Origin of the sequence: Parapedobacter sp. GCM10030251, from assembly GCF_042666505.1 — a bacterium.
Lineage (GTDB): Bacteria > Bacteroidota > Bacteroidia > Sphingobacteriales > Sphingobacteriaceae > Parapedobacter.
Map to the genome: position 1 here is coordinate 196,222 of NZ_JBHTDN010000002.1, position 25,591 is coordinate 221,812.

Below are 25,591 nucleotides of genomic sequence, written 5' to 3' on the forward strand. Positions count from 1 at the left end.
CCGTTTTTAAAAAAAACGACTTTTTGTTCTGGCTCCTGAAGCTGGGCTCGAACCAGCGACCCTCTGATTAACAGTCAGATGCTCTAACCAGCTGAGCTATTCAGGAGTGTTTCTGCTGGTATACCCCGTTTTCGGGATTGCAATATTCGGAACTTTCTACCGAATAAACAAAAAAATTTTAAAAAATCCATAAGTCGCTTATTACCAACAATCGAATGCGATGCACGGATCTATTGAACGACATAGTCGTACGGATAGATCAGCACATCCCAACGTTCGCCCCCATCTTCGGTGATAAACATCCGGTCAATATCGTAAACAATTCCCCTTTGTTCATGCTGGAAAGATAGGTTGCTTCCCGAAACTAACGTATTCCCGGCTTGTGTTGCCAAAGGGCTCCACGTTAGCCCCCCATCCGTGCTTTTGGCCAACCGACCCTCTGCAGAAAGCAGGTAAACCCTATCGGCTGTCACTGCCTGACATTCCCGTATCGCCCCCATTCCGGTAGTTATCGATTTAAACGTCGCACCACCGTCGGCCGAGTGGTATACGGTTTCCGCTTGGCCGAACACCAGCAGCCGACTGCCATCGATAACCTCCAACAAGGGCTCTGCCATGCGGTCCAAGGCTGCACCGTCAGACCACGTACGCCCGCCATCGGTGGTTTTCAGTATGTGCATGCCGCCCGAGTCCTCTGAGGGATCTTCCCAAAGCACCCACCCCGAATCCCGATCAATTGCCGCAAGGGTAAGGGCCTTCGCATCTCGCTTTTTCAACGCCACCTTATGCGTTCCTTCGATCAGGTCCACCTGGTAAAGCTGCAATACGCTTTCGGTGCCTTCCTGCTGTTGGCACAACAGCCATATTACATTTTCTGCCGCGATTGTTAACTTCACCGGCAACACCTCTCCAAGCGCGGGATCCCTGCTATCGGCAAGCGCCATCTCGTAACGAAGCCAAGTTTTACCATTATCCCTCGAATAGCGCAACGAAGGCAATGGGCCATCCGACACAACGCGTACTACCAGATCAACGCCAAATTCGAACAACCCTTCTTCCGGCCAATGATGGGGTTCGAACGTAAACGATTTAAACCGATCCACGGTTTCAAAACTACCCATGGCGGTAATTCCGCTGATTTGATTCCGCGCCCCCAGCTCAGCATGGATGATCCGGTTATCCTGTATCAAGGTACGTACTTCGGGATTCACAATCGGCTTCAACGGGTACAATTCCAAAAGCGTACCCTCCCCATCGCACCCCGCTAGAAAAAGCAGGGCAACCAATGCGAACTTTATATTCCCGTGAACCTTCCTCATGGCCGAATTGAAAAACCTACCGAAATATTGAACGAATTAAAAGAAAAAACGTGCGACGATGGCGTGCGGTAGCCCGACGAAAGATCGTCATCGATGATCGACCGCCGCACCCGTAGCCGCGGCCTGAATAGCGCATAACCTACCTTGGCGTACCACTCACCCACCTGTACGCGGACACCCACCTCCTGCGATATCCCGGTACCATGCAAGTAGCTTTTTGAATAGGACACCTCGTCTTCGCCGTAGCTTTCCATATCGAAATTGGAAACCCAGTTATAATCCACACCCAGATACGGGAAAAATGTCGTCCGGCCGAGAAAGAAAGCATCGTAACTCACCTGCATTCCGGCCTTAATCACCAACAGCTGCTCGGTGACCTCCTCGTCTATTTTATTCCCGAAGAACGTTACCCCGCCCTGTGGCCGCAGCCGAAGCCTTTCCTGATCGCCCAGTGCAAATGCAGCCCCCAGCCGAAAGGCAGCCCCCGCTGGAAATACCGACCGAACGGACGCATCCGAAAAGCGGTCGATGCCAAACTCGCCCTCCAGAAAAACCGGAACGGACCGTTGCGCGTGCAGGTGCAGTGCGGCTAACCAGCACAAAATCGTCCATCCAGCCGTCCGCAATACCGGTCCCCTCATAACAGCACGCCCGTAAGAACCAAGGTAGCCACGGTAAAGTATATGATCAATCCGGTTACGTCAACCAGGGTGGATACAAATGGAGCCGACGACGACGCCGGGTCAGCACCTAGCCGACGCAGAATAAACGGCAACATGGATCCGACCACCGAACCCCAAAGCACAACGCCTACCAATGAAAGGCTTACCACCACGCCCACCAACAGCCAATAATCTCCGTAAGCGTGGGCAAAAGCCTGCCACGTACAGATCCGGAGAAAGCCAAGAGCCCCCAGGATCAGCCCCAGCAATAAGCCCGAAAGGATTTCCCGCCGCATTACGTGCCACCAATCCGCGAGAGTTATCTCTCCCAAGGCCATCGCCTGGATGATGAGCGTAGAGGCTTGGGAACCGCTGTTGCCGCCACTGGAAAGGATCAAGGGCATAAATAAGATCAATATCGCACTGGCCAATTGGCTTTCATAATGCTCCAATACCGTGGCCGTAATCAGTTGCCCCAGAAACAGGACAATCAGCCAACCGGCCCGCTTTTTTACCAGGTGGGGGATGGATACATCCAGATACGGCTCATCCAGTGCCTCCGTACCTCCGATCCGCTGCATATCTTCGGTGTATTCCTCATTGGCGACCCAAAGGATGTCATCCACCGTCACAATACCCAACATGATTCCCTGCCCATCAACCACGGGCAACGCCACCCGGTTATTCATCCGGAATACGTTGATCGCTTCCTCTTGCGGGTCATCCGCATTAAGGGCTATCAGCCGGCTATCGATAAGATCTTTTACCTTCGTTTCGGGGTCAGCCAGAAGGATATCTTTGATCCGGATATCGTCCAATAATTTCCCGTCTTTATCGATCACATACAGGACGTCTATGGTCTCCGAAGCCCTGCCATACCGGCGGATATGTTGGAGCACACGGGTGATGTCCCAGTGCTGTTTCACCGTGATGTAATCCGGCGTCATAAGCCGCCCTACGCTGTCCTCCGGATACCCCAATAAAGCCAGTGCTTCCTTGCGGTCCGCAGGGGGAAGCAGGATGATCAGTTGCTTCACCACGTCGCCCTTTAATTCACTGAAAAAAGCGGTCCGGTCGTCGGGTGGCATTTCGTTGATAATTTCCGAAATTTTAGGTCCCGAAAGCTTCTTGAGAATACGCTCTTGCGTGGGAAAATCGAGGATGCGAAAAACGTTTACGGCGCGGTTGATACTTAACGTTTCAATGAAGGTTGCGCCGTACTCCGGCAGCTCGTCGATCAGGGCTTCCACGTCCGAAATATTCAGCTCATCGAGGTATTCTTTCAGCTGCTGTTCGCTCCCTTCAGCCAACAGCAATTGGGTTTGTTCTACCAGTGTATCCAGTTCGTCCATGAGCCTCCTATTTTTATAATGATCGCCTACATCGGTAATTTATTTTGCTTGCAAAAGTCGGCTTTTTAAATCAAAAGAACGAACAAGTGTATCGTAAAAAATAACGCGTGAACCGGGACCTTTCGGCTTTGCTACCCCAAGAGGAAACGACAAAATGTCATCACCCACTCCGTGGATGATTCGGCGAAAGCGTCGCCCAGAAAAAACGAGAATCGGGCAGGCCCGTACCTTCCATTTGTGCGACCTAACCAAGCACATCCAAATCCGCGACCCATTGCCGGAAAGGCTCCGGCAGCAATACCATGTCGATGCTCGGCACGGTAATTTCAATACCTGGCTGCCCTTTGGCCGACCGACAAAAATTACTTCCAAAAACGAAAAGATAGTGTACATTAGCAACTGATTTCAATGACGCATTTCTGATGTTAGATTTTCCGATTTCAGTGCAGATTTTGGCATAAAAAAGACACGAAAATTCACAAAGTACGATTTTATGATGAAAGCATTAACTTTTGTAAATCAAACATTAGTAAAAATCATATAAAATTTAACATCAACTATAACTTCATTGATAAAACGGCTTTTTGCAAAAAAAATTAGCAATCCCATATGAATACGATATTTAAAGACAATTACTTACTGACAATCAGAATATTATTTATATTTATATTATGTATCCATTTAGAATCGGCTTTTTCACAAATATTCAACGGTGACCCCTACCCGCCAAGTGTAAAATGGAGACAAATCCAAACGGGAAATTTCCAATTAATTTATCCCGCTTCATTTGAAGAAGGAGCGCAAAAGTTAGCCAGTCGACTGGAAACATTCCGCATTCGAGTCAGCCAGACATTGGGCAAAGAACCCCGTAAAATTTCGATTATTTTGCAGAACCAAACGGTCGAATCCAACGGAAATGTGCAACTCGCCCCCCGGCGTTCGGAGTTCTTTACGATGGCTCCGCAGCAGGGAGATTTTCAGGATTGGATGAATAACCTGGCCATCCACGAGCTTCGGCACGTGGTCCAGTTTGACAAATTGACAGGATATTTACGAGCTCCCTTTTTCGAGCAGTTGGCACTTGCCATCTATGGCGTCACCCTTCCGTCGTGGTTTTTCGAAGGCGACGCCGTCGTCACTGAAACGGTACTCTCGACTGCCGGCCGCGGACGGTTGCCATCCTGGGAAATGCCCTTCCGTACAAACCTGCTCAACGGAAAAACATACGGTTATCAAAAGGACTATTTGGGCTCACTTAAAGACGTCACTCCCGGCTTTTACGAGCTCGGATATTTCCTCACCTCTGAACTTCAGAACGCATACGGCGAGACCATCCTCGACAGCCTTATGACACGCATGGCTACGCTTCCGATACGCCCTTATAATTTTAGTAATTCGCTGAAAAAATTCACCGGTTACAGCAGCCGCAAATGGCACGAAAAAGTCCGGGCAGATCTGACCCGGAAATGGCAGGAACAGGTGGCCAAAAACGACCCGGTTAACTATCCCTTATTCCCTACTCCGGAAACCGGAAAACCGGAGAGTTGGTTACTGCCCCGTCCCCTCCCCGACGGCCAACTTTTAGCGCTGCATCAAAGTGCCCGCAAGGTCCCTGCAATCGTCGTCATCGATTCACTTGGCAAACCGGCGGAAGTGATAAAAACCGGGCGCCAAACAGCGCCCAATTTTTCGTATGACGACGGGCGGCTCGCCTGGGATGAAATCCGGCGGAACCCTCGCTACGGGAAGCGGACCTACAATGTCATCAACCTTTACGACATGCGCACCCACACCCATCGTCAGCTCACCCATAAAAGCCGCTATTTTTCCCCCGTGCTTCGACCCGGTCGACCGGAGGTTATCGCCATTGCCATCGATGAAAGCGGCCGCGCAAGCCTCGATCTCCTGGATACCGGAACCGGCAGGGTGATCGCCCGGTTCCCTTCTCCGGGAAACGTCCATTTGCAGACGCCAGCATTTGACAAAACCGGCAACAGGGTCATCGCCACGGGCATCTCCGATGCGGGTGCCGCCCTTATCGAGCTGGACCTGGCCACGGGGAACTACCGCCGGGTGTTAGACTGGCAGCCCCAGCAACTCGAACGCCCGGTGTACGCCGATGGTTCCGTGCTATTCAAAGCCCATTATAACGGAATCGATAACCTGTACATGCTCGATGTGGCCTTTGGCACGGTCCAGCAACTCACCAACGCCCTTTACGGCGCATTCAATCCGTGCTATGATCCCCAAACCGGATACCTGTGGTTTAATGCCTATCAGGTTGACGGGTACCGGATCAGCCACCTCAAATTCCCTCATTCGCCGATAAGCCATTTTAAGGCACCTCTGAGCCAAGATCACATTCCAACGAAGAAAGACTCCTTTCTTAACGAGATATGGCCGTCAAAGCCTTATAACAAGCTGAAAAACCTAATCAACTTCCACAGCATATCCGTAGACAACGGGAATTTCGACAATTTGGATAACATTAACCCGGGAATTTATTGGTTGTCCGATGACCTGCTGAATACCTCACAAATCCGGTTGGGTTATACGTACGACGGAGACATGCGCAGCAGCGAGTACCTCGCTTCGATTGCTTACCAGCAGTTCTTCCCCAAGTTTTCGCTGGAATACCGCAACCGTGGCCAAGTGGGTGCGGCGAAGATGCCCAATGGCGGAACGGAAGAGGTAATCGGGCTGCGCTGGCGGGAACACGTAACCACATTGAAAATGGATATCCCGTTGGTGTTTTACCGGCTCAACCATGTCTTCACTGCCGGATGGAGTGCGGCCACCTCCTATACCCGGCGTTATGGATTGAACGAACCGCAGTTTCAGAACCGGTTTATCGATCGCATCCAATTTCCGCTGCATTACCAGGTCTATTTCAACCACAATGTACGCCAAAGCGCCTTGGATCTCGGTCCGCGTTGGGGGCAAAATTTCAGTTTCACCTATCGGCATTTCCCATTTGACGGCCGCATTGCGGGCGAACACCTGTCGTTGCGAACGGCATTCTACTTCCCCGGCTTTTGGCTCAACCACTCATTCCTTACCCGCTTCAGCTACCAGCAACGCACGGGCACGTATGCGCAGGCAAATGACATCCCCCTGGTAAGCGGATACGACCAGCTACGTCCGATACCTGTCGACAACACCTTACTTTTCAGTTACCGCTTCCCTATTGCCTACCCCGATTGGGCTATCGGGCCGTTGGCGTATATCAAGCGATTCAAGGGGGGCTTTTTTGCAGATTTTCAAAACGTGGGGGATGGAAATGCGTTCCGGCCGCGCACGCTTGGCATTGAATTGCGGTCTGACATGAACTTACTGCGCTTTTACCTGCCTAATTTCGACATTGGCGTGAAACTGGTTTACGCCAATGAGGCGGACGCGTCGCGCCGTGTTTTTGCCACCTATTCGATTGGATACAGCTACTGAACTGCCCCTAAGTTACCGCCGGTCCACGTGGCTCAGGTATGCCTGAAGAAACCGCTGGTCATTTTCATCCGAATCGCCGTACTTTTTCCGTATGCGGGCGAGTTTACGGTGCATCTTCTTTTTAACGGATTGATAAACGGGATCGTCGTACACATTGCGCATTTCCTGCGGATCCTCAGTCAGGTCATACAGCTCCCATTCATCGATATCGTAATAGAAGTGAATGAGCTTATACCGTTCCGTACGTATGCCGTAATGCCGCTTCACCGCATGTTCGGCTGGATATTCGTAATAGGTGTAGTAAATCGCGTCCCGCCAACGGTGCGACTTCCCGCCTACAAGGTTCCGGAACGATTCACCCTGCACATCCGAAGGAACCCGTACCTCCGCGTAGTCCAGCAGCGTGGGTGCGAAGTCGAGGTTCTGCACCAATTCATCAATCCGGGTGCCCGGTTTGATTTCCTTGGGATAGCGCATCAATAGCGGTGTCCGGAACGATTCCTCGTACATAAACCGTTTGTCAAACCAACCGTGCTCACCCAGATAGAACCCCTGATCGGAGGTATAGATCACAATGGTATTTTCCGAAAGGCCCGTTTCGTCCAGGTAATCCAGCAACTCACCCACACCGTCATCCACCGATTGGACGGTACGCAGGTAATCCTTGATATACCGATTGTACTTCCACACGGCAAGGTCCTTCCCTGTGAGCTTTGCCTGCAGGAATGCCTGATTTCTGGGTTCGTACACATCCATCCACTGTTTCCGTTGCTTTTCGGTCATCCGGGCAAGCTGTTTATCAAAACCAGTCGGCTTCCCGTCGGGGTCCACCAGCAACTTGAAATCGTGCCCCCACTGTGTATGCCTCGCCACTTCCATTTCCTGTTCCCTTGCGGCGGCACCCCGGCCTGCATAGCTATCGAAATACGAGGCCGGTGGTAAGAAGGTGGTATCTTCATACAGCGTGAGATACCGAGGCGCAGGCTGCCAGTTGCGATGCGGCGCCTTCTGGTGATAGAAGAGGCAGAACGGTTTGGCCGGATCGCGTTGCTTCTTCAACCAATTCAGCGTTGCCTCGGTAATGATTTCGGTACAATATCCTTCAATTCGTTTCTTCTGCCCATTGATCAGGAAATCAGGATTGTAGTAAAAGCCCTGACCGGGCAGCACCATCGAATAGTCGAATCCCTGCGGCAGCCCATCCAGGTGGATTTTTCCGATCATGGCAGTCTGATATCCGTGGCGTTGGAGCTGCTTCGGAAAATTATCCTGATTCCAATCGAACGGCATGCGGTTATCTACCTTTCCGTTGACAAAACTGTGTTTTCCGGTCAGCATCACGGCGCGGCTCGGCGCACAGATCGAGTTGGTCACGAAACCCCGCGTGAAAATGGCTCCCTCCTTGGCAAGGCGATCGATATTCGGGGTCTGATTCAACGTTCCGCCATAGGCACTGATTGCCTGAAAGGCGTGATCATCGCTCATGATAAAAATGATGTTGGGCCGGTCTGCTTCCCGAGGCTGTGCAGAGGCGTTCAATCCAATAAGCCCCCATAACATTCCGCACAAGGTTGGCCAAATTCGTTTTCCGCTCATTCTTTTGTGGTTTTATAGTCGATACCCAGGTCATTTGTCCGCACCTCTTTGAGCTTTTCGCTCAGCATCGCTTTGAACTGCCTGACAGCCGGTTCGTAACGAGGGTTCAAAGCCAGGTTATTAAATTGCTTCTCGTCGTATTCCATATCGAATAACTCCATCCCCTCCGATCCATCTTCCCCGTACTGGATAAACGCCCATTTATGCGATCGGATGAGAAACGAAAACGTATCCCGCCATTTCGAAACCGAAAATGCATACGGGCGTACCTCCTGTTGGGGACGATCCAGCATGTCCACAAGACTTTTCCCCTGTATATTCGGTGGAACTGTCAACCCGGCCAGTTCAGCTACCGTAGGGTACAAATCCAGCAATTCCACCAATGAATGGCATACCGCCGGCGCCTTTCCCGGTACCTTGATGATCAACGGCACTCTTACCGATTCCTCTTTAAGGCTCACCTTCATCCAGAATCGATGTTCGCCCAGATGAAAACCGTGGTCGGATGTAAAAATCACGATCGTGTTATCATCAAGTCCTTCGTCCCGTAATGTTTGGAGCACCTTGCCTACTTGGGCATCCATAAAGGAAACTGCAGCATAATAGCCGGCAATTGCCTTTTTTTCCTGTTCCTCCGACATTTGAGCGTTTAGGCTGTTTACATAGTTAATGCCCGGTTCGGGGATGTCGTCCCAATCGGTGATCACTTGTGGCGGCAGCACCATCTGCTCATGCGGATAAGGGTCAAAATAAGCCTTAGGCGCTACAAAAGGTACGTGGGGCCGTACAAATCCCACGGCAAGGAAAAAGGGCTCATGCTTATGTTTCCGGATCAGTTCGCTTGCCTTTTCTGCGGTCTTCCCATCCGCGTGCACGAGGTCATCACCGTCGGCCTTGACAATCGTCATCACATTCCCCCCTTTCCGTTCGATAGCCCCATACGGGTTGTTCTGCACCAGTTCGGCGTCACCGGGAGTTTGCCATTCGGCAGCCCGGCTGTTGAACGATTCTGTCCATGAATCCGGATCGTCTGTTCCATCAGTCCCTTTCTCTATATCCCCCGGAATGCCCATGTGATAAATTTTACTGACCCGTGCCGTGTAATAGCCGTTGTCTTTAAACAATTGGGGCCACGACTTGCGTGCAGGGCCCACCTGCTCCCGGCCGCTTACATACCCGAAGGTTTCCGTGGCGTGCGGGTAATACCCGAAAAGCAGCGATGCCCTGGAGGGCCCACATACCGGAAACTGGGTGTATCCACGGGTGAACAGGACGCCTTCAGCCGCCAACTGATCGATGTGCGGCGTGCGGGATGCCTGGTTTTCGTAGCACGACAAGGCTGTAGTTGTGAGGTCATCAGAAATAATGAATAACACATTGAGCTTAGGGTTATCTTGGGCCGCGAGTATACCCGGCCAAAATAACAAAAACAGAATCAGGCGATTATAATTCACATCTATAAAATTACGATTCTCATTCAATTAGGCAAAAGAATTTTCCGGTGCTTCTGCGCAACGGCTATTGGACTGCCTCGAGTGGCTTGGCGCTCTGCTCGCCGTCCGCTGGCGGTCTGCCGGTTGTTTGCCGCAGTCTGACAGCAAGGTGACCGCACGCAGACCGCCAGCCGGCACCTCCCGAATGCAAAACAGTCTGGCAGCGGTACAGCGCGTGTGCCACTGCCTGCCCAAGTGTTTGGCAACGCGTGCTATTCCGCTTTACGGCTTTGAAACGGAAACACCTCGCTTTCCCGATGTGCGCGACTCATATACGCTTCCAATTGAGTGACCACATCGGGATGATCGGCTGCTAAATCCGTCGTCTCTCCCGTGTCGCTTTCCAGATCGTACAATTCGGTAACCGGGTGGGCGGTCCGTGCATTGAGCCGGATGGCCTTCCACTTACCCGAACGGATAGCCTGCCTGCCCCCCAATTCATGAAACTCCCAGTACAGGTACGGATGTTGTTCCTGCTGGTCTGCCTTTCCGATTAACGTAGGCAGAAACGATATCCCGTCGGTGTAACGCGGGCGTTCCAAACCCGCCACCGCTACCAAGGTAGGCATGATGTCCCAAAAAGCACCGTTGAAATCCGACTGAGAATTGGGTGTTACCTGTCCGGGCCAGCGCACGATAAACGGCACGCGGATACCGCCTTCATAAAGATCCCGCTTGTATCCACGCAAACCACCGCCGCTGTTGAAAAAGTCGGGATCCGCGCCACCTTCCTTATGCGGACCGTTGTCACTGCTGAAGATGACCAGTGTATTTTCAGACAAACCCAGTTCATCCAATTTGGCCAGCACTTCACCCACATAGCCGTCCAGCCGGCTTACCATTCCGGCAAATGTAGCCCTCGGATCGGCAATCGATGCATAGCCACCTACCGTCGCATCGGGACCGTAGTCCTGTCCCTTGTGCGGGTGCTCTTCAAACTGTCCTTTGTACCGCCTATAATGAGCATCGTCCGGCCCCTGCAGTTCCGCGTGGGGTAACACCACCGGAATAAACGCAAAGAATGGCCGATCTTTATTTTGTTCGATAAATTCCAGTGCTTTCTGTTGGATTACTTGCGGAGCATAGGTAGCTTTTTGCGCCAGGTCGTTCCCCTCCAACTCCACTTTGCGATCGTTGTCCCACAGGTGGGTGGGATAATACCGATGCGATTGTCGCTGGCAGTTGTAACCAAAAAAACGATCAAATCCCTTCTTGTCCGGTGCGCCGGAAGTGCCGACCATGCCGAGGCCCCATTTTCCGAACGCACCCGTCCGGTATCCGGATTGCTGGAGCAACTGGGCAAATGTCTGTACCGAATCGGCGAGCGGGTATTGGCCTTCGGGCTGGACCTCCTTATTGCCACGGATAAAGGTATGGCCCGTATGTTGTCCCGTAAGCAGCGACGACCGTGAAGGGGCACAAACGGTGGCCCCGGCATAAAACTGGGTAAACCGCATCCCCTGCCGGGCCAGTTGGTCAATATGGGGCGTCTCAATTTTCTCCTGCCCGTAGCATCCCACGTCGCCGTAGCCTAGATCATCCGCGAGGATGAATACGATGTTGGGTTTGGACGGTTTTACTTGGGCAATCCCCCAGGTAACCACCAACACCATGGCCAAGCCGAGTGTAAACTTCTTTTTCACCTATTCGCCCATTAATTATTCGCCCATTAATTTCAACACATCTTCCAGGTAGGTGCGTTCATTGGCCAACCGGGGCACCTTATTCTGTCCCCCAAGCTTGCCGCGCGACTTCATCCAACGGTAAAACGTACCATCCGGTGCCACGTGAACAATCGGAAACCGCAAGGCCAGGTTATTAAACCGCTTTGCATCGTAGTCCGAATTGATCTCACGCAAAGCCGTATCCAGTACGTTGCAGAATTTCTCAAAGTCGGCCGGCTTCTCTTCAAATTCGATGATCCACTCGTGTGCCCCGGCCTCCCCCTCCTTGAAATAAACCGGTCCCGCGGTATAATCACGGATGGAAGCTCCGGTTTCCTGACACGCACGCCTCAACGCATCGTCTGCATTGTCCACAATTACCTCCTCGCCAAACGTATTGATGTATTGCTTGGTACGCCCGGTAATCTGTATGCGGTATGGGTGTAAATTAACGAATTTAATGGTATCTCCAATGACATACCGCCACAGCCCGGCATTGGTAGAGATAACCAACGCATAGTTCTTACTCAATTCCACCTCATGCAGTCCCAACGTCTTAGGCCGTTCATCGTATAAATTTTCGATCGGAAGAAACTCGTAATAAATGCCGTAATCCAGCATGAGCAGCAGATCGTCGGAATCCGACTGATCCTGTAGCGCGAAGTACCCCTCCGAAGCATTGTAGTTTTCCAGATAGTACATCCGGTCCGACGGGATGAGTTTCTTGAATTGCTCCCGATAGGGCTTGAAGCTGACCCCGCCGTGACTGTAAAACTCCAGGTTGGGCCATACTTCCAATAGGTGTTCCTTTCCCGTAATTTCCAGAATACGCTTGGCCAGCACTACGTTCCACGTAGGTACTCCCGAGAGGTTGGTCACGTTTTCATGGATCGTAAGTTGCGCCACATTTTCGATTTTCTCCTCGAAATTCGGATTGAGGGTGGTTTCGACATCCGGTGTCCGGTGAAGCTCCGCCCAAAAGGGAAGGTTCCGGATAATGATCGAGGAGAGGTCGCCGTAGTAAGAATCGGAATTGAAGCTGTTAATCTGGGAGCTTCCGCCCAATACCACCGATTTTCCGGTTAAGATTTTGGTATTGGGCCGATTATGGCAATACACCGAGAGCATATCCTTGCCGCCTTGATAATGGCAGTCTTCCAAAGCCTCCTCACTCACCGGAATAAACTTGCTTCGATCCGACGTCGTGCCGGACGATTTGGCAAACCACTTGATGTCCGAAGGCCAAAGGATGTTCTGCTCGCCTTTGATCATCCGGTCAATATAAGGCTTTAAGCTGTTATAATCCTGCAGTGGTACCCGTTCTTTATACGTCTCCGGCGTGAGGATGGAGTTATAATCGTATTTCTTACCCCATTCGGTCGCCTCGGCCGTAGAGATGAGACTTTGAAACCACTCCTCCTGCACTTCATGCGGATATTTCATGAATAGCTCAATCTGGTGGATGCGCTTTTTCATGATCCAAGTGAATATCGAATTGATTAATGCCATTTTTATTTTAGATTTTGGATTTTAGATTGATGACCTGAATCTATATCGTAAATCATAAATTGTGTCGTAAAATAGCAGATCTTTAAAGTTTCTTCCTGCGCAATTCGAAATTACGGCCCAAATAGAATTTACGAGCCATTTCATTGGCGGCGATTTCTTCCGGTGTACCCGCCAGCATAATCTTACCTTCGGTAAGCAGGTAGGCGCGGTCCGTGATTGACAACGTTTCCTGTACATTGTGGTCGGTAATCAGGATACCGATATTCCGATGTTTGAGTTTGGAAACGATGGTCTGAATCTCTTCCACAGCGATGGGATCCACCCCGGCAAACGGTTCGTCCAAGAGAATGAAATGCGGATTGGCGGCTAGGGCACGGGCGATTTCCGTACGGCGGCGTTCTCCGCCCGATAACAGGTCGCCCCGATTTTTCCGCACGCGGTTCAGGCTGAATTCAGCCAGCAATTCCTCCAACTTTTCGTGACGCGCTGCTTTGTCTTGGTAATGGATTTCCAACACCGCCATGATGTTGTTTTCTACGGAGAGTTTTCGGAATACCGACGCTTCCTGGGCCAAATAGCCAATGCCTTTTTGCGCCCTGCGGTACATGGGATCCTCGGTGATTTCCTGTCCATCCAGGTAGACGTGACCATCATTCGGCTTGATGAGCCCTACAATCATATAAAAAGACGTGGTTTTACCGGCACCGTTCGGCCCCAACAGACCCACGATCTCCCCTTGAGCCACTTCAAAAGACACGTCATTAACGACAACACGTTGCCGGTATTTTTTAATCAGATGTTCCGCTTTTAAAATCATCCTTAAACCCTAATATCTTTAATATTCAGTTGGATGCTCCGCCTTTCCCGCCATACATTTTCTTCGATGGTATAGCACACGTCAAACGGCATGCCGCTGTTAATCACATTTGCGTATTCCCCCAACCCGAAGCCGATGCACTCAAAGGCCGGCGACCCGTTTTGCATAACCGTCATTTTCAGGTGGCTTCCTCCCACCACCATTGCGCTTCCCATAACACGTACCTGGTTGCTAAGGAACAGCGGAGCCTCGTTCTGCGGACCAAACGGTTCGAATTGCCGCAAAATACGGAAAAATTTGGCATCAACATCCGACAGCTGTAACACCGCATCGATCTGGATTTCACGTTGCAGCATATTGGGTAAGATGCTGGCAGCTACCACTTCTTCAAAACGTTGTTCAAACAGCGTAATGTTCTCCGGCTTCATGGTAAGTCCCGCCGCATATTTGTGCCCGCCAAACTGGTCGAGCAAATCGGCACATGCGTGAAGCGCCTGGTATAAATCAAAGCCCACGACCGACCGCGCAGATCCCGATACGTGCCCATTGGTCTGTGTAAGCACAACCGTAGGGCGGTAGTATTTCTCCGTCAGCCGGGTGGCCACGATACCGATGACCCCTTTATGCCAATCCGGCTTAAAAACTACCGTCGTTTTACGTTGCTTCAGGAGTTCATCGCCGTCGATGATGGCCAATGCTTCCTCCGTGATGCGGATGTCGAAATCCTTACGCTGCGAATTTTGCAGATCGATGCTGCTACTATACACAGTAGCCTCCTGCATTGATTTAGAAATCAACAACTTAACCGCATCCTTAGCATGATCGATACGCCCCGCGGCGTTAATGCGCGGCCCGATTTGGAAGATGATGTCGTTAACCGTAAAATGGCCACTTTTGTGGGTAGATAAATCAATTAGCGATTGCAGGCCGCAGCAGGGATTGGTATTCAGCTTTTGCAACCCAAAATGGGTAAGCACCCGGTTTTCACCGGTGATGGGCACAATATCCGAGGCAATTCCCACGGCCACCAAATCCAGGTATTGGTAGCACTGCTGGATATCCATGTTGTTTTTCTGGATGAACGCCTGGATAATCTTAAAGCCGATGCCGCATCCGGGCAACTCCTTATAGGGATATGGGCAATCCACTCGTTTGGGATCCAGTACCGCAATGGCCTCCGGCAGCTGGTCTCCCGGTAGGTGGTGATCACCGATGATAAAATCGATGCCCCGCTCGCGGGCATATGCCACCTTATCCAGCGCCTTGATGCCGCAATCCAGCGCAATAATCAGCGAGAAACCGTTTTCAGCGGCATAATCGATCCCTTGCGTCGATATGCCATATCCTTCGGCATAACGGTCGGGGAGGTAAAACTCCAACCGGGAATGAAACTGCCTGAAAAAGTTATACACCACGGCCACCGCAGTCGTCCCATCCACGTCATAATCGCCGTAAATCAATACGCGCTCTTTATTGCCGATAGCCGTTTCGATGCGAGCAATGGCTTTATCCATATCCCGCATTAAAAAGGGATCGTGCAAGGCGGACAAATCCGGGCGAAAAAACTCACGGGCACCTTCGAACGTCGTTACTCCCCTGTTCACCAGCAAGTCAGCCAGCACCTTATGGACGCCAAGCTCTTTGCGAAGCCTGTGTGCCGCGGTCCGATCAGAACATGAAGCGATTGCCCATCTTTTTTGCATATGTTTCCTCTATAAATCTGTCTCAATGCCAGCCGAGTAGATCGATAAATCTCGTATCACTCACGAATGCCGCAAAGAAGCATACACGTATGAATAATTTGCAAAAAAGGCAAATTTATCTAAGTTTGTGCACTACGAAGGGGTAAAGATAAAAACATGCAAGCACATTCCTTATTCGAAGGTTCATTTTCCGTAGACGCCTCCAAAAAATTCATTCCGTTTGATGCCAGCAAAGACAGCAAGAAGGATCGGCCCGGTTCTTTGTTTATCCATGTACACCCTTTTCTGATTGAGTCGGCAAATGGACTGCTTCTCCTCGATACCGGTATCGGCCATACCAATGCACAGGGAGGTTTGCAATTGCATGACAATATCCGAAAAGCTGGCTTCGACCCTCGGGAAGTCCGGTATGTTCTGCTATCGCATTTACACAAAGATCACGCTAGCGGAATGGTCACGGAGGATGGCGGCAGTTTCCGGTTAGCATTCCCCGATGCCGAATACGTCGTACAGCGAGGTGAATGGGAAGACGCCTATAGCGGCAAATCGGATTCCTATCAAACGGAAGTCTTCGATGTGTTACAACGAAGCGGCAATTTGTTACTGGTCGAGGGCGACGGTACATTGAATACCGAAATCAGCTACGAAGTATCCGGCGGGCACACTCCGCACCACCAGGTTTTTCATATCCGGGTGGGTGGTGAACATTACTTTTTCGGTGGCGACGAAGCTCCCGAGCCTGAGCAGTTTTTTCGGCAATTTGCTGCTAAATATGATTACGATGGACGCCGCTCCATGGCGTTACGCCAGCAATACTGGGACCAGGGAAGCGCGGAAGGCTGGATTTTCCTGATGTATCATTCCACCAATATCGCGATCGGACGTCCCGAACCCAAAGAAAACGGCGGATATCGGCTAGTGGATGCCGCCGGATAAAAAAAATCATCGTTGCTGTCCTATTTCTTTCCGGCCGAGCATTATGTCGGTGTATTTGTTCACTATAAAACACAAAAAAATGACACAACGAATCAATGGCTGGCAAAAAGCACCACATGCAATCAAAGCGCTTGGCGGGTTTCCGATGTACCTGGCCAAATCATCGCTCGACAGCAACTTACTGCATCTTATTTACTTCCGCGTTTCTCAGCTAAATGGCTGTGCGTACTGTTTGGATATGCATGCCAAAGACCTGCGGGCCGCCGGTGAAAGCGAACAGCGGCTGCACATGATTGCCGCGTGGCGCGATGCCCCGCAGTACTCTGCCCGGGAAAAAGCCGCACTGGGCTATGCCGAAGCACTTACGCGCGTCGCCGAAAACCACCTGAGTGATGAAGTTTACAGCGAAGCCCTCGCCCATTTTTCGGAGGCGGAGCTTATCGATTTAACCATTGGCATCATTGCCATCAACAGCTATAATCGGCTGAATATAGCGCTTCCGGGAGAACCTGGAACGTATGTCCCCGGGCAATTCGCCGCCATAGCTCATTAAATCCCAAGAACATGAAAGAGTTTGTTATCCTATTCAGGCAACCAACCGGCAGCTATCACAAACCCCTACCCGAGGCATTGGAAGCGTTGGAGAAAAAGTGGGCCGACTGGGCGGGAGGCATTGCCGCTCAGGGGAAATTAGCCAACCAGGGAATCCGCCTGGCGCACGATGGACGGGTATTAAAATCCGGCGGAGTGGTTACCGACGGCCCGTTTGTGGAACTGCGTGAAATCCTGGGCGGGTTTATGGTGGTCCGGGCGGACGATTACGATGACGCGGTGACCCTAGCGCATGGCTGCCCGGTGCTGGAAACCGGCGGAAGCGTGGAAATACGGCCGATTTACTAACCCTCCACTGTACCGTGCCGACACCCGCTGACACTCGACTCCTGCTGAAACAATTGTTTCAGCAGGAATTTTCGAAGATCGTTGCCGTCATCAGCAGCCGTTACGGTTTGGCGCATGTCGAAATAGCCGAAGACCTCGTATCGGATACCTTTCTGACCGCAACCGAACACTGGTCGACCCATGGCCTGCCTCCCCATCCAACCGCTTGGCTGTATACAGTAGCGAAACAAAAGACATTGGCATATTTCCGGCGTGAGAAGATTTACACCCACAAGGTCGCACCTGCCCTCACCGCGACGGCGGAGTCGGCAACGCCTTCACTGGAGATTGATTTTTCACCCCAATACATCCGGGACAGCCAGCTAAAGATGCTTTTTGCGGTATGCACGCCGTTGATTGCCGGTGAAGCACAAATTGCGCTTGCGCTCCGTGTATTGTGTGGCTTTGGCATTGACGAAATTGCCTCCGCTTTCCTGACCAATAAAGAAACGATCAACAAGCGGCTCGTCCGCGCCAAGGCAAAATTACGCGCCGAAGGCGTTCGCATGGAACTTCCCTCGGAAGCCGAGGTTGCTGATCGGCTCGACCGTGTATTACACATCATTTACTTGCTTTTTAATGAAGGATATTATTCGCGCACGCAGGACGAAGTCATTCGCAGGGAACTCTGTTGGGAAGCGATGCGGCTGGCAGTTTTCCTAACGGAACATGAACTTACGAACCGCCCCGAAACCCAGGCGCTGCTGGCGTTGATGTGTTTTCATGCCTCACGTTTCGATGCCCGGCAGACCGCCGATGGAGGCATAGTGCTCTACGGCCAGCAAGACGAAAACAAATGGGATACCGACCTGATCGCACAAGGCATCCATTACCTTGAACGTTCAGCCAGCGGCAACGTGGTAAGCCCATATCATCTGGAGGCCCGGATTGCCCAGCTGCATTGCTTACCCGGCGACGGCCCGGATAAATGGGAAAGCATCCTCCAATTGCACAACCACTTGCTGGTACTGCAATACAGCCCGGCTGCGGCTTTGAACCGGACTTACGCGCTTTACCGCGCCCGCGGCGCAACCGAAGCACTGCCGGAAGCCCGCCAACTCCGGCTGGAAACCAACCACTTTTATTGGGTACTCTTGGCAGAATTGCTTCAACACACCGATCTACCGGATGCCATCACCTGCTTAAAACGTGCCCTCGAACACGCACGGACAACACCTGAGCAGCAGTTAATCCGCGAACGCATCCGCCAGCTAGCGAAAAGGGAAGATTAGAGAAAAACTAACGATTAAAAAAGAACCCCGTTCCATGAAAGGAAACGGGGCTCCGCCCCAATGGGGTTAGGGGCTATCAACCTAAACCTAAGACAAAGGTATGGAAAAATGACAAAATTGACAAGCCGTCGCACGCACTTTTGTCGCAAAGATTTGGCGATAAATGATATATTTGCCAAGACACCAATTCATTGATCTATACATGGAGTTTTTAGACGGAATCAACGCCCTGACCTTAGTATTTACGGCCCTTTTACTCTTAGCCATTGCGTACCGATTTTACGGCATTTTTGTGGCACACCGGGTATTGCGTCTCAACGGGAACAACTTGACACCTGCGGTTTCGCTTGCCGACGGGCGAGACTACGTGGCCACGAACCGGAATGTGCTGTTTGGCCACCATTTTGCCGCCATTGCCGCTGCAGGCCCGTTGGTCGGTCCCGTCCTGGCCGCGCAGTTCGGTTATCTCCCCGGGGCGTTGTGGATTCTAATCGGCTGTGTATTGGGCGGGGGTGTGCATGATATGGTGGTTCTCTTCGCTTCCGTCCGGCATAAGGGGCAAAGCTTAGCCACCATTGCGTCAAAAGAAATTGGCACCACCACCGGTATGGTGGCCGGGGTGGCCGTCCTGTTCATTTTGATTCTTACGCTCGCAGGCCTATCGCTGGCGTGCATCAGTGCCATGCACGAAGCCTCGTGGTCGCTGTTCACCGTCCTTGTAACCATGCCCATAGCGATCGTCATGGGACTTATCATGCGATACCGGCAGAATAGCGTTACCTTTGCCAGTATATTAGGCGGAATCCTGCTCATTGTCGGAATTATCGGCGGCCATAGCCTGATGCAATACGAAACCATCAGCAACCTCTTCCATTGGGATGTCAAAACGATCTCCATTGCGATTGCTGTGTATGGCCTCCTGGCTTCGGTATTACCCATTTGGCTGCTGCTGGTTCCTCGCGACTACTTGTCGACCTACCTTAAAATCGGCACCATCCTGATGCTGGCAGTCGGCATCATATTCGTACACCCTACGCTGGAAATGCCGGCTATCACGCAGTTTGTTTCCGGCGGCGGACCCGTAATCGGCGGTCCGGTATTGCCGTTTATTTTCATTGTCATTGCCTGCGGCGCAATCTCCGGCTTCCATGCGATCATCGCAACCGGCACAACGCCCAAGATGCTCGGAAACGAAAGGGACGTTCTGTTTGTCGGCTATGGCGCCATGCTGGTCGAGGGGTTTGTCGCATTGATGGCCCTGATCGCTGCTTGTACACTGATGCCGGGCGACTACTTCGCCATCAATACGCCTACACAGGCTTACGAAGGGTTCCTCGCAGCCAATCCTGCGCTTCACCAGGTAGACCTACCTCATTTTGTGGAGAAAATCGGTGTCGAGCTCCAGGGGCGCACAGGAGGGGCGGTATCCCTCGCCGTCGGCATGGCCCACATCTTTAACAGCATTCCGTTTATGGATGAGGTCATGGCCTATTGGTACAATTTTGCGATTATGTTTGAGGCTGTGTTCATTCTGACCGCCATCGACGCCGGCACACGCGTAGGACGTTTCTTTCTGCAAGAAATGCTGGGGACGGTCGTTCCAAAATTCAATGACAAGAATTGGTTGCCGGGCATGCTGATCAGCAGCGTAATTTTCACCTTTTGCTGGGGATATCTGGTGTATACAGGCAACGTCAGCAGCATCTGGCCATTGTTCGGGATCAGCAATCAGCTGTTAGCAGCCTGCGGCCTTATCGTATGTACGACAATGCTCATTCGGCTGAATCGCGCGAAATATGCACTGGTATCTGCGATACCCGGAGTATTTATGGCTGTTATCACCTTTTGGGCCGGATACGTACAGGTAACCGACATTTACCTACCCAACGGCCAGTACCTACTGGCTAGCCTGGCTGCGCTAGCCATGCTATTGATGGCGTTTGTGTTTGCTGGCGCATTCCGGAAGTGGTACCGGCTCATGGGGGTTCCCGCCCAGCAGGTGGATAGCTACGGCGAACGCGTAAAGGAACTGGTTCGCTGAGTTGTTTTCCGGTTATCCTTTCTTTTTCGGCACTTTCGCACCGGCTTTCCGAGCTTCGGAAAGCCCGATTGCGACGGCTTGTTTACGGGAAGTAACCTTTTTGCCTGAACCGGATTTCAGCTTCCCTTCTTTCATTTCCTTGACCGATTTCTCGACCTTTTCTCCGGCTTTTTCTGAATACTTTGCCATGACTAGACTATTTTGTCGGCCGCTATCCGTGTTGGTCTTGGATAGCCGCCCCAGGAAAAGACAAAACAAAGTAAAAATTGTTTACCAAAGGCTCAATTCCGCCACGACCGCCCGGTGATCCGAGGGCCAGGGGGTTACAACGATATCCGATAGCTCCGCCGACTCGCCGACAATCCAGGCGTTTTTTGCCGTCAGTTTGTTGCCGCTGAAATAAATCAGGTCAATGCGGTCATGGATCTCAGGGTTTCGCCAAAGCCCTTCCACAGATGTCCATGTATAGCCCGGCCGCTCGTTGACCTGCGGATACACTTCCCGATAAGCATCCTTAAACCCTTGTTCCAATAGCCATGCGGTTGCAGGCCAATTGACGGCGAAGGGCAATAACGTATCCCCTCGCTGGCGAATCGCCTCCGCAGTCCAGTCCAAACAACTCGGCTCATTGAAATCGCCCACCAACACCGTTGGGTAGTCCCGATACGCCGCGATTTCATCCAACAGGTGCTGCACTTGATGCAAACGGGTTTCCCTCGCAGAAGCTTCGGCCGCCTCGGCACTTAACAACTTCCGATCCGCGATGTCATAGGGTTCATAGGGGGTATACATCAGATGCATCACCCCGAAAACGACTTTTTGGCCTTGGGGCAGTGTCAACCAAACCGCCTGGGACGAGCCGGCACTATCCAGCGGCTCGAGATGATACCGCGAAATGATTGCCCGGCTCGCATCGATCAGGTGATGCTGCCAACCGAGGCTATCCGCAAGCACCCTCGCACGCGATCGATGGTCCGTTTGGTTGGTGGTCTGTTCCTGAAACCCCACCACGTCCGCTTTTGCGCGGCGAATGGCCTCCAGTTGGTACTTGATTGTCGTGTCGCGGGGGAGTTTCACTGCGTCGCCGCCATGCCATAAATTGAACGTCATGACCCGTAAGCTGGTTTGATCGGCCCCGCCACGGTGTTTGGCCGATTGGCATGCAATGCAGAGGAGGGCAATCCCCACCGCCTGAATGATTCGTTTTGTGCTATTCATGTCTCGTTGCTTTTTCAATATTCCGCTTTTGGATTTCGAAGGTAGTCACTACCGCTGCGTGGTCCGACGGGTATTGCACGGGATGCGTAACAATCGTTCTCGAATCAACGGCCTTGAGGATATCCCCGCGGTAAAAGATATAATCGATACGGTCCTTGAACGCATTTGGAAATGCCGGACTCCAGGTGATCCCCCGCACGGCCAATGGGTCGGGGTGCACTTCACGGAATGAATCGATAAACCCAAACTGTTCCATCAGCAGCGTGGCCGGAAATGGCATAATATACCCTCCATTGAGGTGCCGGGTTTCAGCCACCCAGTCCAGATGCGAACCGCTATTGAAATCACCGCAAATGATCACCGGTACATTTTCCGCATTTGCTATGGCAGGTCGCAGCACATTTAGGATCTCGCGCAGGATACCGGCATTCTTTTCACCCTGGAATTGCTTCCGCCACTCCATGGAATCAATCGGCAGCTTTTTCTCAAGCAGTTCCCAGTAATCGATCGGATAATTAAGCCAATTACAAGCTACCACAACTTTCTGACCATCAACATCCAAGGTAACGGCTCCACTGTTAAAAGGCTTGTATGCTTCCAACGTATCAACAATGGGATAGCGGCTCATGATGGACAGGTTGTCACTCCGAAGGTAAAGATAATAGCCCAGTTCATCGGCTATGCGTTCACCGGAACCATAGGTCTCCTGCATCGCGACAATATCCGCACCCGAATTCCGAATAACATCCACTACACGCAACGGTCCTTCCGTTTCGCCGGTCTCCCTTCCCCCGTGCCAAATATTAAACGTCATAACCTTTATCTGCTGGCCCATCAGCCCATGACACGCGATAAGCAGCCACAGTGTTAACGAACGTCGGATCACAATAGAAGCCCTCATTACTTTTTCACTGCCCATCCATAATCGATGTATTCCCAGCTGAAATCATCCCCTTCGATGTCCACTTTCAGGAACCCCTCTTCCGTGCCGTGGAAAGCCCCGCCCCACCAATTGGCGCTTACCGCCCCGGCGGTAATGAACTGTACGCCTTTCACCTTAATTTCTTCATAGAGGTGCTGGTGGCCCTGAAGCACCAATTTCAGGTTGTGCCCAGCGAACAGATCGAATATCTGCTTTTGGTTGACGAATGTATCTGCGTCGGTATAACGGCCTTCCAGTACCGGATAATAAAGTGAAAGAAAAGGCACATGCGTGGACACAACGATCGGTTGATGGTCCGGTGTCCGCTGAAGCAGGTCGGCAAGCCATTCCCTTTGTTCGTCGTCCACGCAATATTTCCCGTTGCAGACCTGTACCGAATTGAGCACGACGAAGAGCCATCCTTTGTGCTCAAACGCATAATAGGCGTCGCCAAAGAAAGACTCAAAAAGTCCGCTGTTGCTTAACTCACTATCGGCTCCCTCTGCCCAATAACGGTCGTGGTTACCTATCGTAAAGTAACACGGCAATGTGGATTTCTCGGTAATGGCTTTGTAGTCGCGGTATAATTGCAGCGCCACATCTTTCCGATCAGCCTTGATGCCATCCACATCCACGTTGTCTCCACCGGTAAGCATGAATTCCACACCGGCCGCCTCAGCTCGTTCAATAGCCTGCCTAAACCCTTGCGCACTGTTGGTTGCAGGATTGGCATTCATATGGATATCGGTAAGGAAAGCAAAGGAGAATTTCTGTTGGGCAACGGCAATCCAACTGTTTAATAGAAAAACAACCAATAAAGCTACACTCGTTTTCATTTGGAAATCATTTATTGCAACAGCCTCATGAAACCTGCATTTCTTTGCCGTTGCGCCGGGCGCCGACCTAGCAAATTTCATCAGCAGGTTTGCGAAATTAAACATTAATCCCATCCAAATAATTGTTTCAGATTCGGATTGAGTATGACCTCGGTATTTGGCACCGGCCGGTAATAATACTTAGGCTCGATAAAAGTGCGCGCCCGATCATCCGTCACCACGGCACCCCCATTGGTACCATTTTGAAGGTAAACGGCGGCAGTACTTCCAAAAGGGCCTATGGTGTAATACACCAATGGGACGCCTAACGCGTTTTGCTCGCGTTCGCTGGGTATCGTCTGTCCCTCCGGAATGAGCCGGATATCGGGCACGCCGTCTCCGGTCATATCGTAATCGCCCACACCGGGAAAGTACATGCCCTCAGGGATTTCTTCCAGCAGTTTGCCTGCGTGCCACCGCATCAGATCATCGAATCGCGAATTTTCAAACGCCAATTCTACCCGTCGTTCACGCCGGATTTCGAAGATGCATCCCCGATTATCACCCGTAACGTTGGGATATCGCGCTGCCATGACCGGATCCACATCCGCATTGGCTGCAGTCAGGTTTACATGCGGCATACCGACGCGATCCCGCAATAAATTGACGGTATTGTCCAGATCACCCTGCGTAAGGATACCCAATTCCGCTTTCGCTTCGGCTAATATGAGGAGCACCTCGGCATAGCGGTGCACGGGCACGTCCGAACTATTCAGCAGGACTTGGTCGGTACTGTTGACGTATCCCTTCAATTGATGGTATCCGGTGAAATTCCTGGCCAAAAACTGTACGTAAGGCGCAGCGTCTTGTTCCCGTTGCCATCCGGGATAAGCAAACGTTTGAGCTAACCGGGGATCACGCTGTTCGAACTCTTTCACAAAACCGAACGTTTGAAATCCCGCTAAGTCCGTAAAACGCGTGCCATCCGACATCAAATAGGTTTGTAACAGATCACGCGACGGCGATTGCTCATAGTTACCAAATACCCCCGTATTTTGGTTTCCACTTCTATTTTTGGTCTGGTCGTAGCTGTTTACCAAAATCACCTCACTGATACCCGTTAGGTCTTGACGGCCAAATAGTGCCGCATAATCCGAAGCGGGATTACCCGTGCTGTGGATGCGGAATTTCCCTGCGGCCATTATACGTTCAGCTGTCGCCACCGCCCTTTCCAGAAAGCCTTCCGCCGTGCTTTCCAACGCCAACTCGGGATGGTATTTACGGTACGTACCTTCGTACAGTGCGATTTTAGCATTCATTACGGCCACCGCCCATTTGCCGGGTGTTCCGCTTGGAACGTCGTCGCGTACATTTGCAAGGGCGAAATCGAGATCGGCCATCACGCTATCCATCACCAAAACCCGCGGATCCTGCGCCTTGTAGAGCGCTTCATCACCGGGGTTGAGTGTTCCCGAATACCAAGGTACATCAGAGAAGCGCTTTACCATATCGTGATAGAATCTCGCGCGGTAATAACGGGCCAATCCGGCATAGTGGTTAGCCGTCTCGGTCGTCACGTTAGCCCGCTGGTAATTTTCGAGGAAATAGTTGATGGTGCGGAGACGTCCCCACGCCCAACCACCCGAAATGGTTTGGGACGACGGCGAACCTGTCATCATATTTTTCACCTCGATGGCGGCAGTGGTGGCGAGGTTGTCCGTACCTTGGTCGGCAAGGTACATACCATGGCTAGACATACTCAACAGGCCATTTATATAAAGTGCTAAATCTTCCTCCGTATTGAAAAATACCTCGGGTGTGACCGATGTTTGCGGGTAGCGGTCCAGAAATTCTTTTTTGCAGGAAACTGCCGTGGTCAATAGGCCGGTCAAAAACAACAACTGATATTTTTTCATGATGTAATTCATT

General features: G+C 51.5%; 20 protein-coding genes and 1 tRNA gene. 6 read left to right on the forward strand and 15 right to left on the reverse strand.

The features are described from left to right. Positions 1-29 precede the first annotated feature (29 nt). From ACFQRK_RS06855 to mgtE, 4 genes are all read right to left on the reverse strand, one after another. Positions 30-106, reverse strand: a tRNA-Asn gene (locus ACFQRK_RS06855). A gap of 124 nt (positions 107-230) precedes the next feature. After that, entirely contained in the window at positions 231-1,319 is a 1,089-nt protein-coding gene (locus ACFQRK_RS06860; RefSeq protein WP_379004942.1) for a WD40/YVTN/BNR-like repeat-containing protein, read from the reverse strand. Next, positions 1,316-1,960 carry a hypothetical protein gene (locus ACFQRK_RS06865; protein WP_379004944.1) on the reverse strand — a complete coding sequence of 215 codons (645 nt, stop codon included), beginning with the start codon at positions 1,958-1,960 and terminating at the stop codon, positions 1,316-1,318. Before ACFQRK_RS06865 ends, ACFQRK_RS06860 begins: the two co-directional genes overlap by 4 nt. Continuing rightward, positions 1,957-3,333, reverse strand: coding sequence for a magnesium transporter (gene mgtE, locus ACFQRK_RS06870; RefSeq protein ID WP_379004946.1), 1,377 nt, complete (start codon positions 3,331-3,333; stop codon positions 1,957-1,959). The genes ACFQRK_RS06865 and mgtE overlap by 4 nt, the downstream gene beginning before the upstream one ends. A 609-nt stretch (positions 3,334-3,942) precedes the next feature. Between mgtE and ACFQRK_RS06875 the strand changes: the two genes are divergently transcribed. After that, positions 3,943-6,777, forward strand: a complete 2,835-nt coding sequence (locus ACFQRK_RS06875; RefSeq protein ID WP_379004948.1) for a hypothetical protein — start codon at positions 3,943-3,945, stop codon at positions 6,775-6,777. 12 nt (positions 6,778-6,789) lie between these two features. Here ACFQRK_RS06875 and ACFQRK_RS06880 read toward each other — a convergent pair whose 3' ends face one another. The 6 genes from ACFQRK_RS06880 to recJ all read right to left on the reverse strand — a co-directional run bounded on the left by ACFQRK_RS06880 (position 6,790) and on the right by recJ (position 15,559). After that, positions 6,790-8,373, reverse strand: coding sequence for a sulfatase (locus ACFQRK_RS06880; RefSeq protein WP_379004950.1), 1,584 nt, complete (start codon positions 8,371-8,373; stop codon positions 6,790-6,792). Next, on the reverse strand, positions 8,370-9,827 hold the full coding sequence (locus tag ACFQRK_RS06885; protein ID WP_379004952.1) for a sulfatase: 1,458 nt from the start codon (positions 9,825-9,827) through the stop codon (positions 8,370-8,372). The genes ACFQRK_RS06880 and ACFQRK_RS06885 overlap by 4 nt, the downstream gene beginning before the upstream one ends. A 251-nt stretch (positions 9,828-10,078) precedes the next feature. Then, positions 10,079-11,509: an arylsulfatase gene (locus ACFQRK_RS06890; RefSeq protein ID WP_379004954.1), complete on the reverse strand. Its 1,431-nt coding sequence runs from the start codon at positions 11,507-11,509 to the stop codon at positions 10,079-10,081. A 15-nt stretch (positions 11,510-11,524) separates the two neighbouring features. Next, positions 11,525-13,039 (reverse strand): GH3 auxin-responsive promoter family protein, encoded by a 1,515-nt coding sequence (locus ACFQRK_RS06895; RefSeq protein ID WP_379004956.1) that lies wholly within the window; start codon positions 13,037-13,039, stop codon positions 11,525-11,527. Positions 13,040-13,121: 82 nt separating this feature from the next. Beyond that, positions 13,122-13,856, reverse strand: a complete 735-nt coding sequence (gene lptB / locus ACFQRK_RS06900; RefSeq protein ID WP_379004958.1) for an LPS export ABC transporter ATP-binding protein — start codon at positions 13,854-13,856, stop codon at positions 13,122-13,124. Between the two features lie 2 nt (positions 13,857-13,858). Further along, positions 13,859-15,559, reverse strand: coding sequence for a single-stranded-DNA-specific exonuclease RecJ (gene recJ / locus ACFQRK_RS06905; protein ID WP_379004960.1), 1,701 nt, complete (start codon positions 15,557-15,559; stop codon positions 13,859-13,861). A gap of 156 nt (positions 15,560-15,715) precedes the next feature. Between recJ and ACFQRK_RS06910 the strand changes: the two genes are divergently transcribed. From ACFQRK_RS06910 to ACFQRK_RS06930, 5 genes are all read left to right on the forward strand, one after another. Next, positions 15,716-16,495: an MBL fold metallo-hydrolase gene (locus ACFQRK_RS06910; RefSeq protein ID WP_379004961.1), complete on the forward strand. Its 780-nt coding sequence runs from the start codon at positions 15,716-15,718 to the stop codon at positions 16,493-16,495. Positions 16,496-16,574: 79 nt separating this feature from the next. After that, the gene (locus ACFQRK_RS06915) at positions 16,575-17,048 is read left to right on the forward strand and encodes a carboxymuconolactone decarboxylase family protein (RefSeq protein WP_379004963.1); all 474 of its coding nucleotides are present in this window, start codon (positions 16,575-16,577) and stop codon (positions 17,046-17,048) included. An 11-nt stretch (positions 17,049-17,059) separates the two neighbouring features. Next, the gene (locus tag ACFQRK_RS06920; RefSeq protein WP_379004964.1) at positions 17,060-17,395 is read left to right on the forward strand and encodes a YciI family protein; all 336 of its coding nucleotides are present in this window, start codon (positions 17,060-17,062) and stop codon (positions 17,393-17,395) included. Positions 17,396-17,409: 14 nt separating this feature from the next. After that, the gene (locus ACFQRK_RS06925; protein ID WP_379004966.1) at positions 17,410-18,666 is read left to right on the forward strand and encodes an RNA polymerase sigma factor; all 1,257 of its coding nucleotides are present in this window, start codon (positions 17,410-17,412) and stop codon (positions 18,664-18,666) included. 202 nt (positions 18,667-18,868) lie between these two features. After that, positions 18,869-20,707, forward strand: a complete 1,839-nt coding sequence (locus tag ACFQRK_RS06930) for a carbon starvation protein A (RefSeq protein WP_379004968.1) — start codon at positions 18,869-18,871, stop codon at positions 20,705-20,707. 12 nt (positions 20,708-20,719) lie between these two features. Here the strand turns inward: ACFQRK_RS06930 and ACFQRK_RS06935 are convergent, their stop codons facing one another. The 5 genes from ACFQRK_RS06935 to ACFQRK_RS06955 all read right to left on the reverse strand — a co-directional run bounded on the left by ACFQRK_RS06935 (position 20,720) and on the right by ACFQRK_RS06955 (position 25,578). After that, on the reverse strand, positions 20,720-20,896 hold the full coding sequence (locus tag ACFQRK_RS06935) for a DUF6496 domain-containing protein (RefSeq protein WP_379004970.1): 177 nt from the start codon (positions 20,894-20,896) through the stop codon (positions 20,720-20,722). 81 nt (positions 20,897-20,977) lie between these two features. After that, positions 20,978-21,925, reverse strand: coding sequence for an endonuclease/exonuclease/phosphatase family protein (locus ACFQRK_RS06940; RefSeq protein ID WP_379004972.1), 948 nt, complete (start codon positions 21,923-21,925; stop codon positions 20,978-20,980). After that, the gene (locus ACFQRK_RS06945) at positions 21,918-22,826 is read right to left on the reverse strand and encodes an endonuclease/exonuclease/phosphatase family protein (protein WP_379004974.1); all 909 of its coding nucleotides are present in this window, start codon (positions 22,824-22,826) and stop codon (positions 21,918-21,920) included. The genes ACFQRK_RS06940 and ACFQRK_RS06945 overlap by 8 nt, the downstream gene beginning before the upstream one ends. Then, complete coding sequence (locus ACFQRK_RS06950) at positions 22,826-23,683, reverse strand: metallophosphoesterase family protein (protein WP_379004975.1); 858 nt, start codon at positions 23,681-23,683, stop codon at positions 22,826-22,828. Before ACFQRK_RS06950 ends, ACFQRK_RS06945 begins: the two co-directional genes overlap by 1 nt. A gap of 104 nt (positions 23,684-23,787) precedes the next feature. Next, positions 23,788-25,578 carry a RagB/SusD family nutrient uptake outer membrane protein gene (locus tag ACFQRK_RS06955; RefSeq protein WP_379004977.1) on the reverse strand — a complete coding sequence of 597 codons (1,791 nt, stop codon included), beginning with the start codon at positions 25,576-25,578 and terminating at the stop codon, positions 23,788-23,790. Between the last annotated feature and the right edge of the window lie 13 nt (positions 25,579-25,591).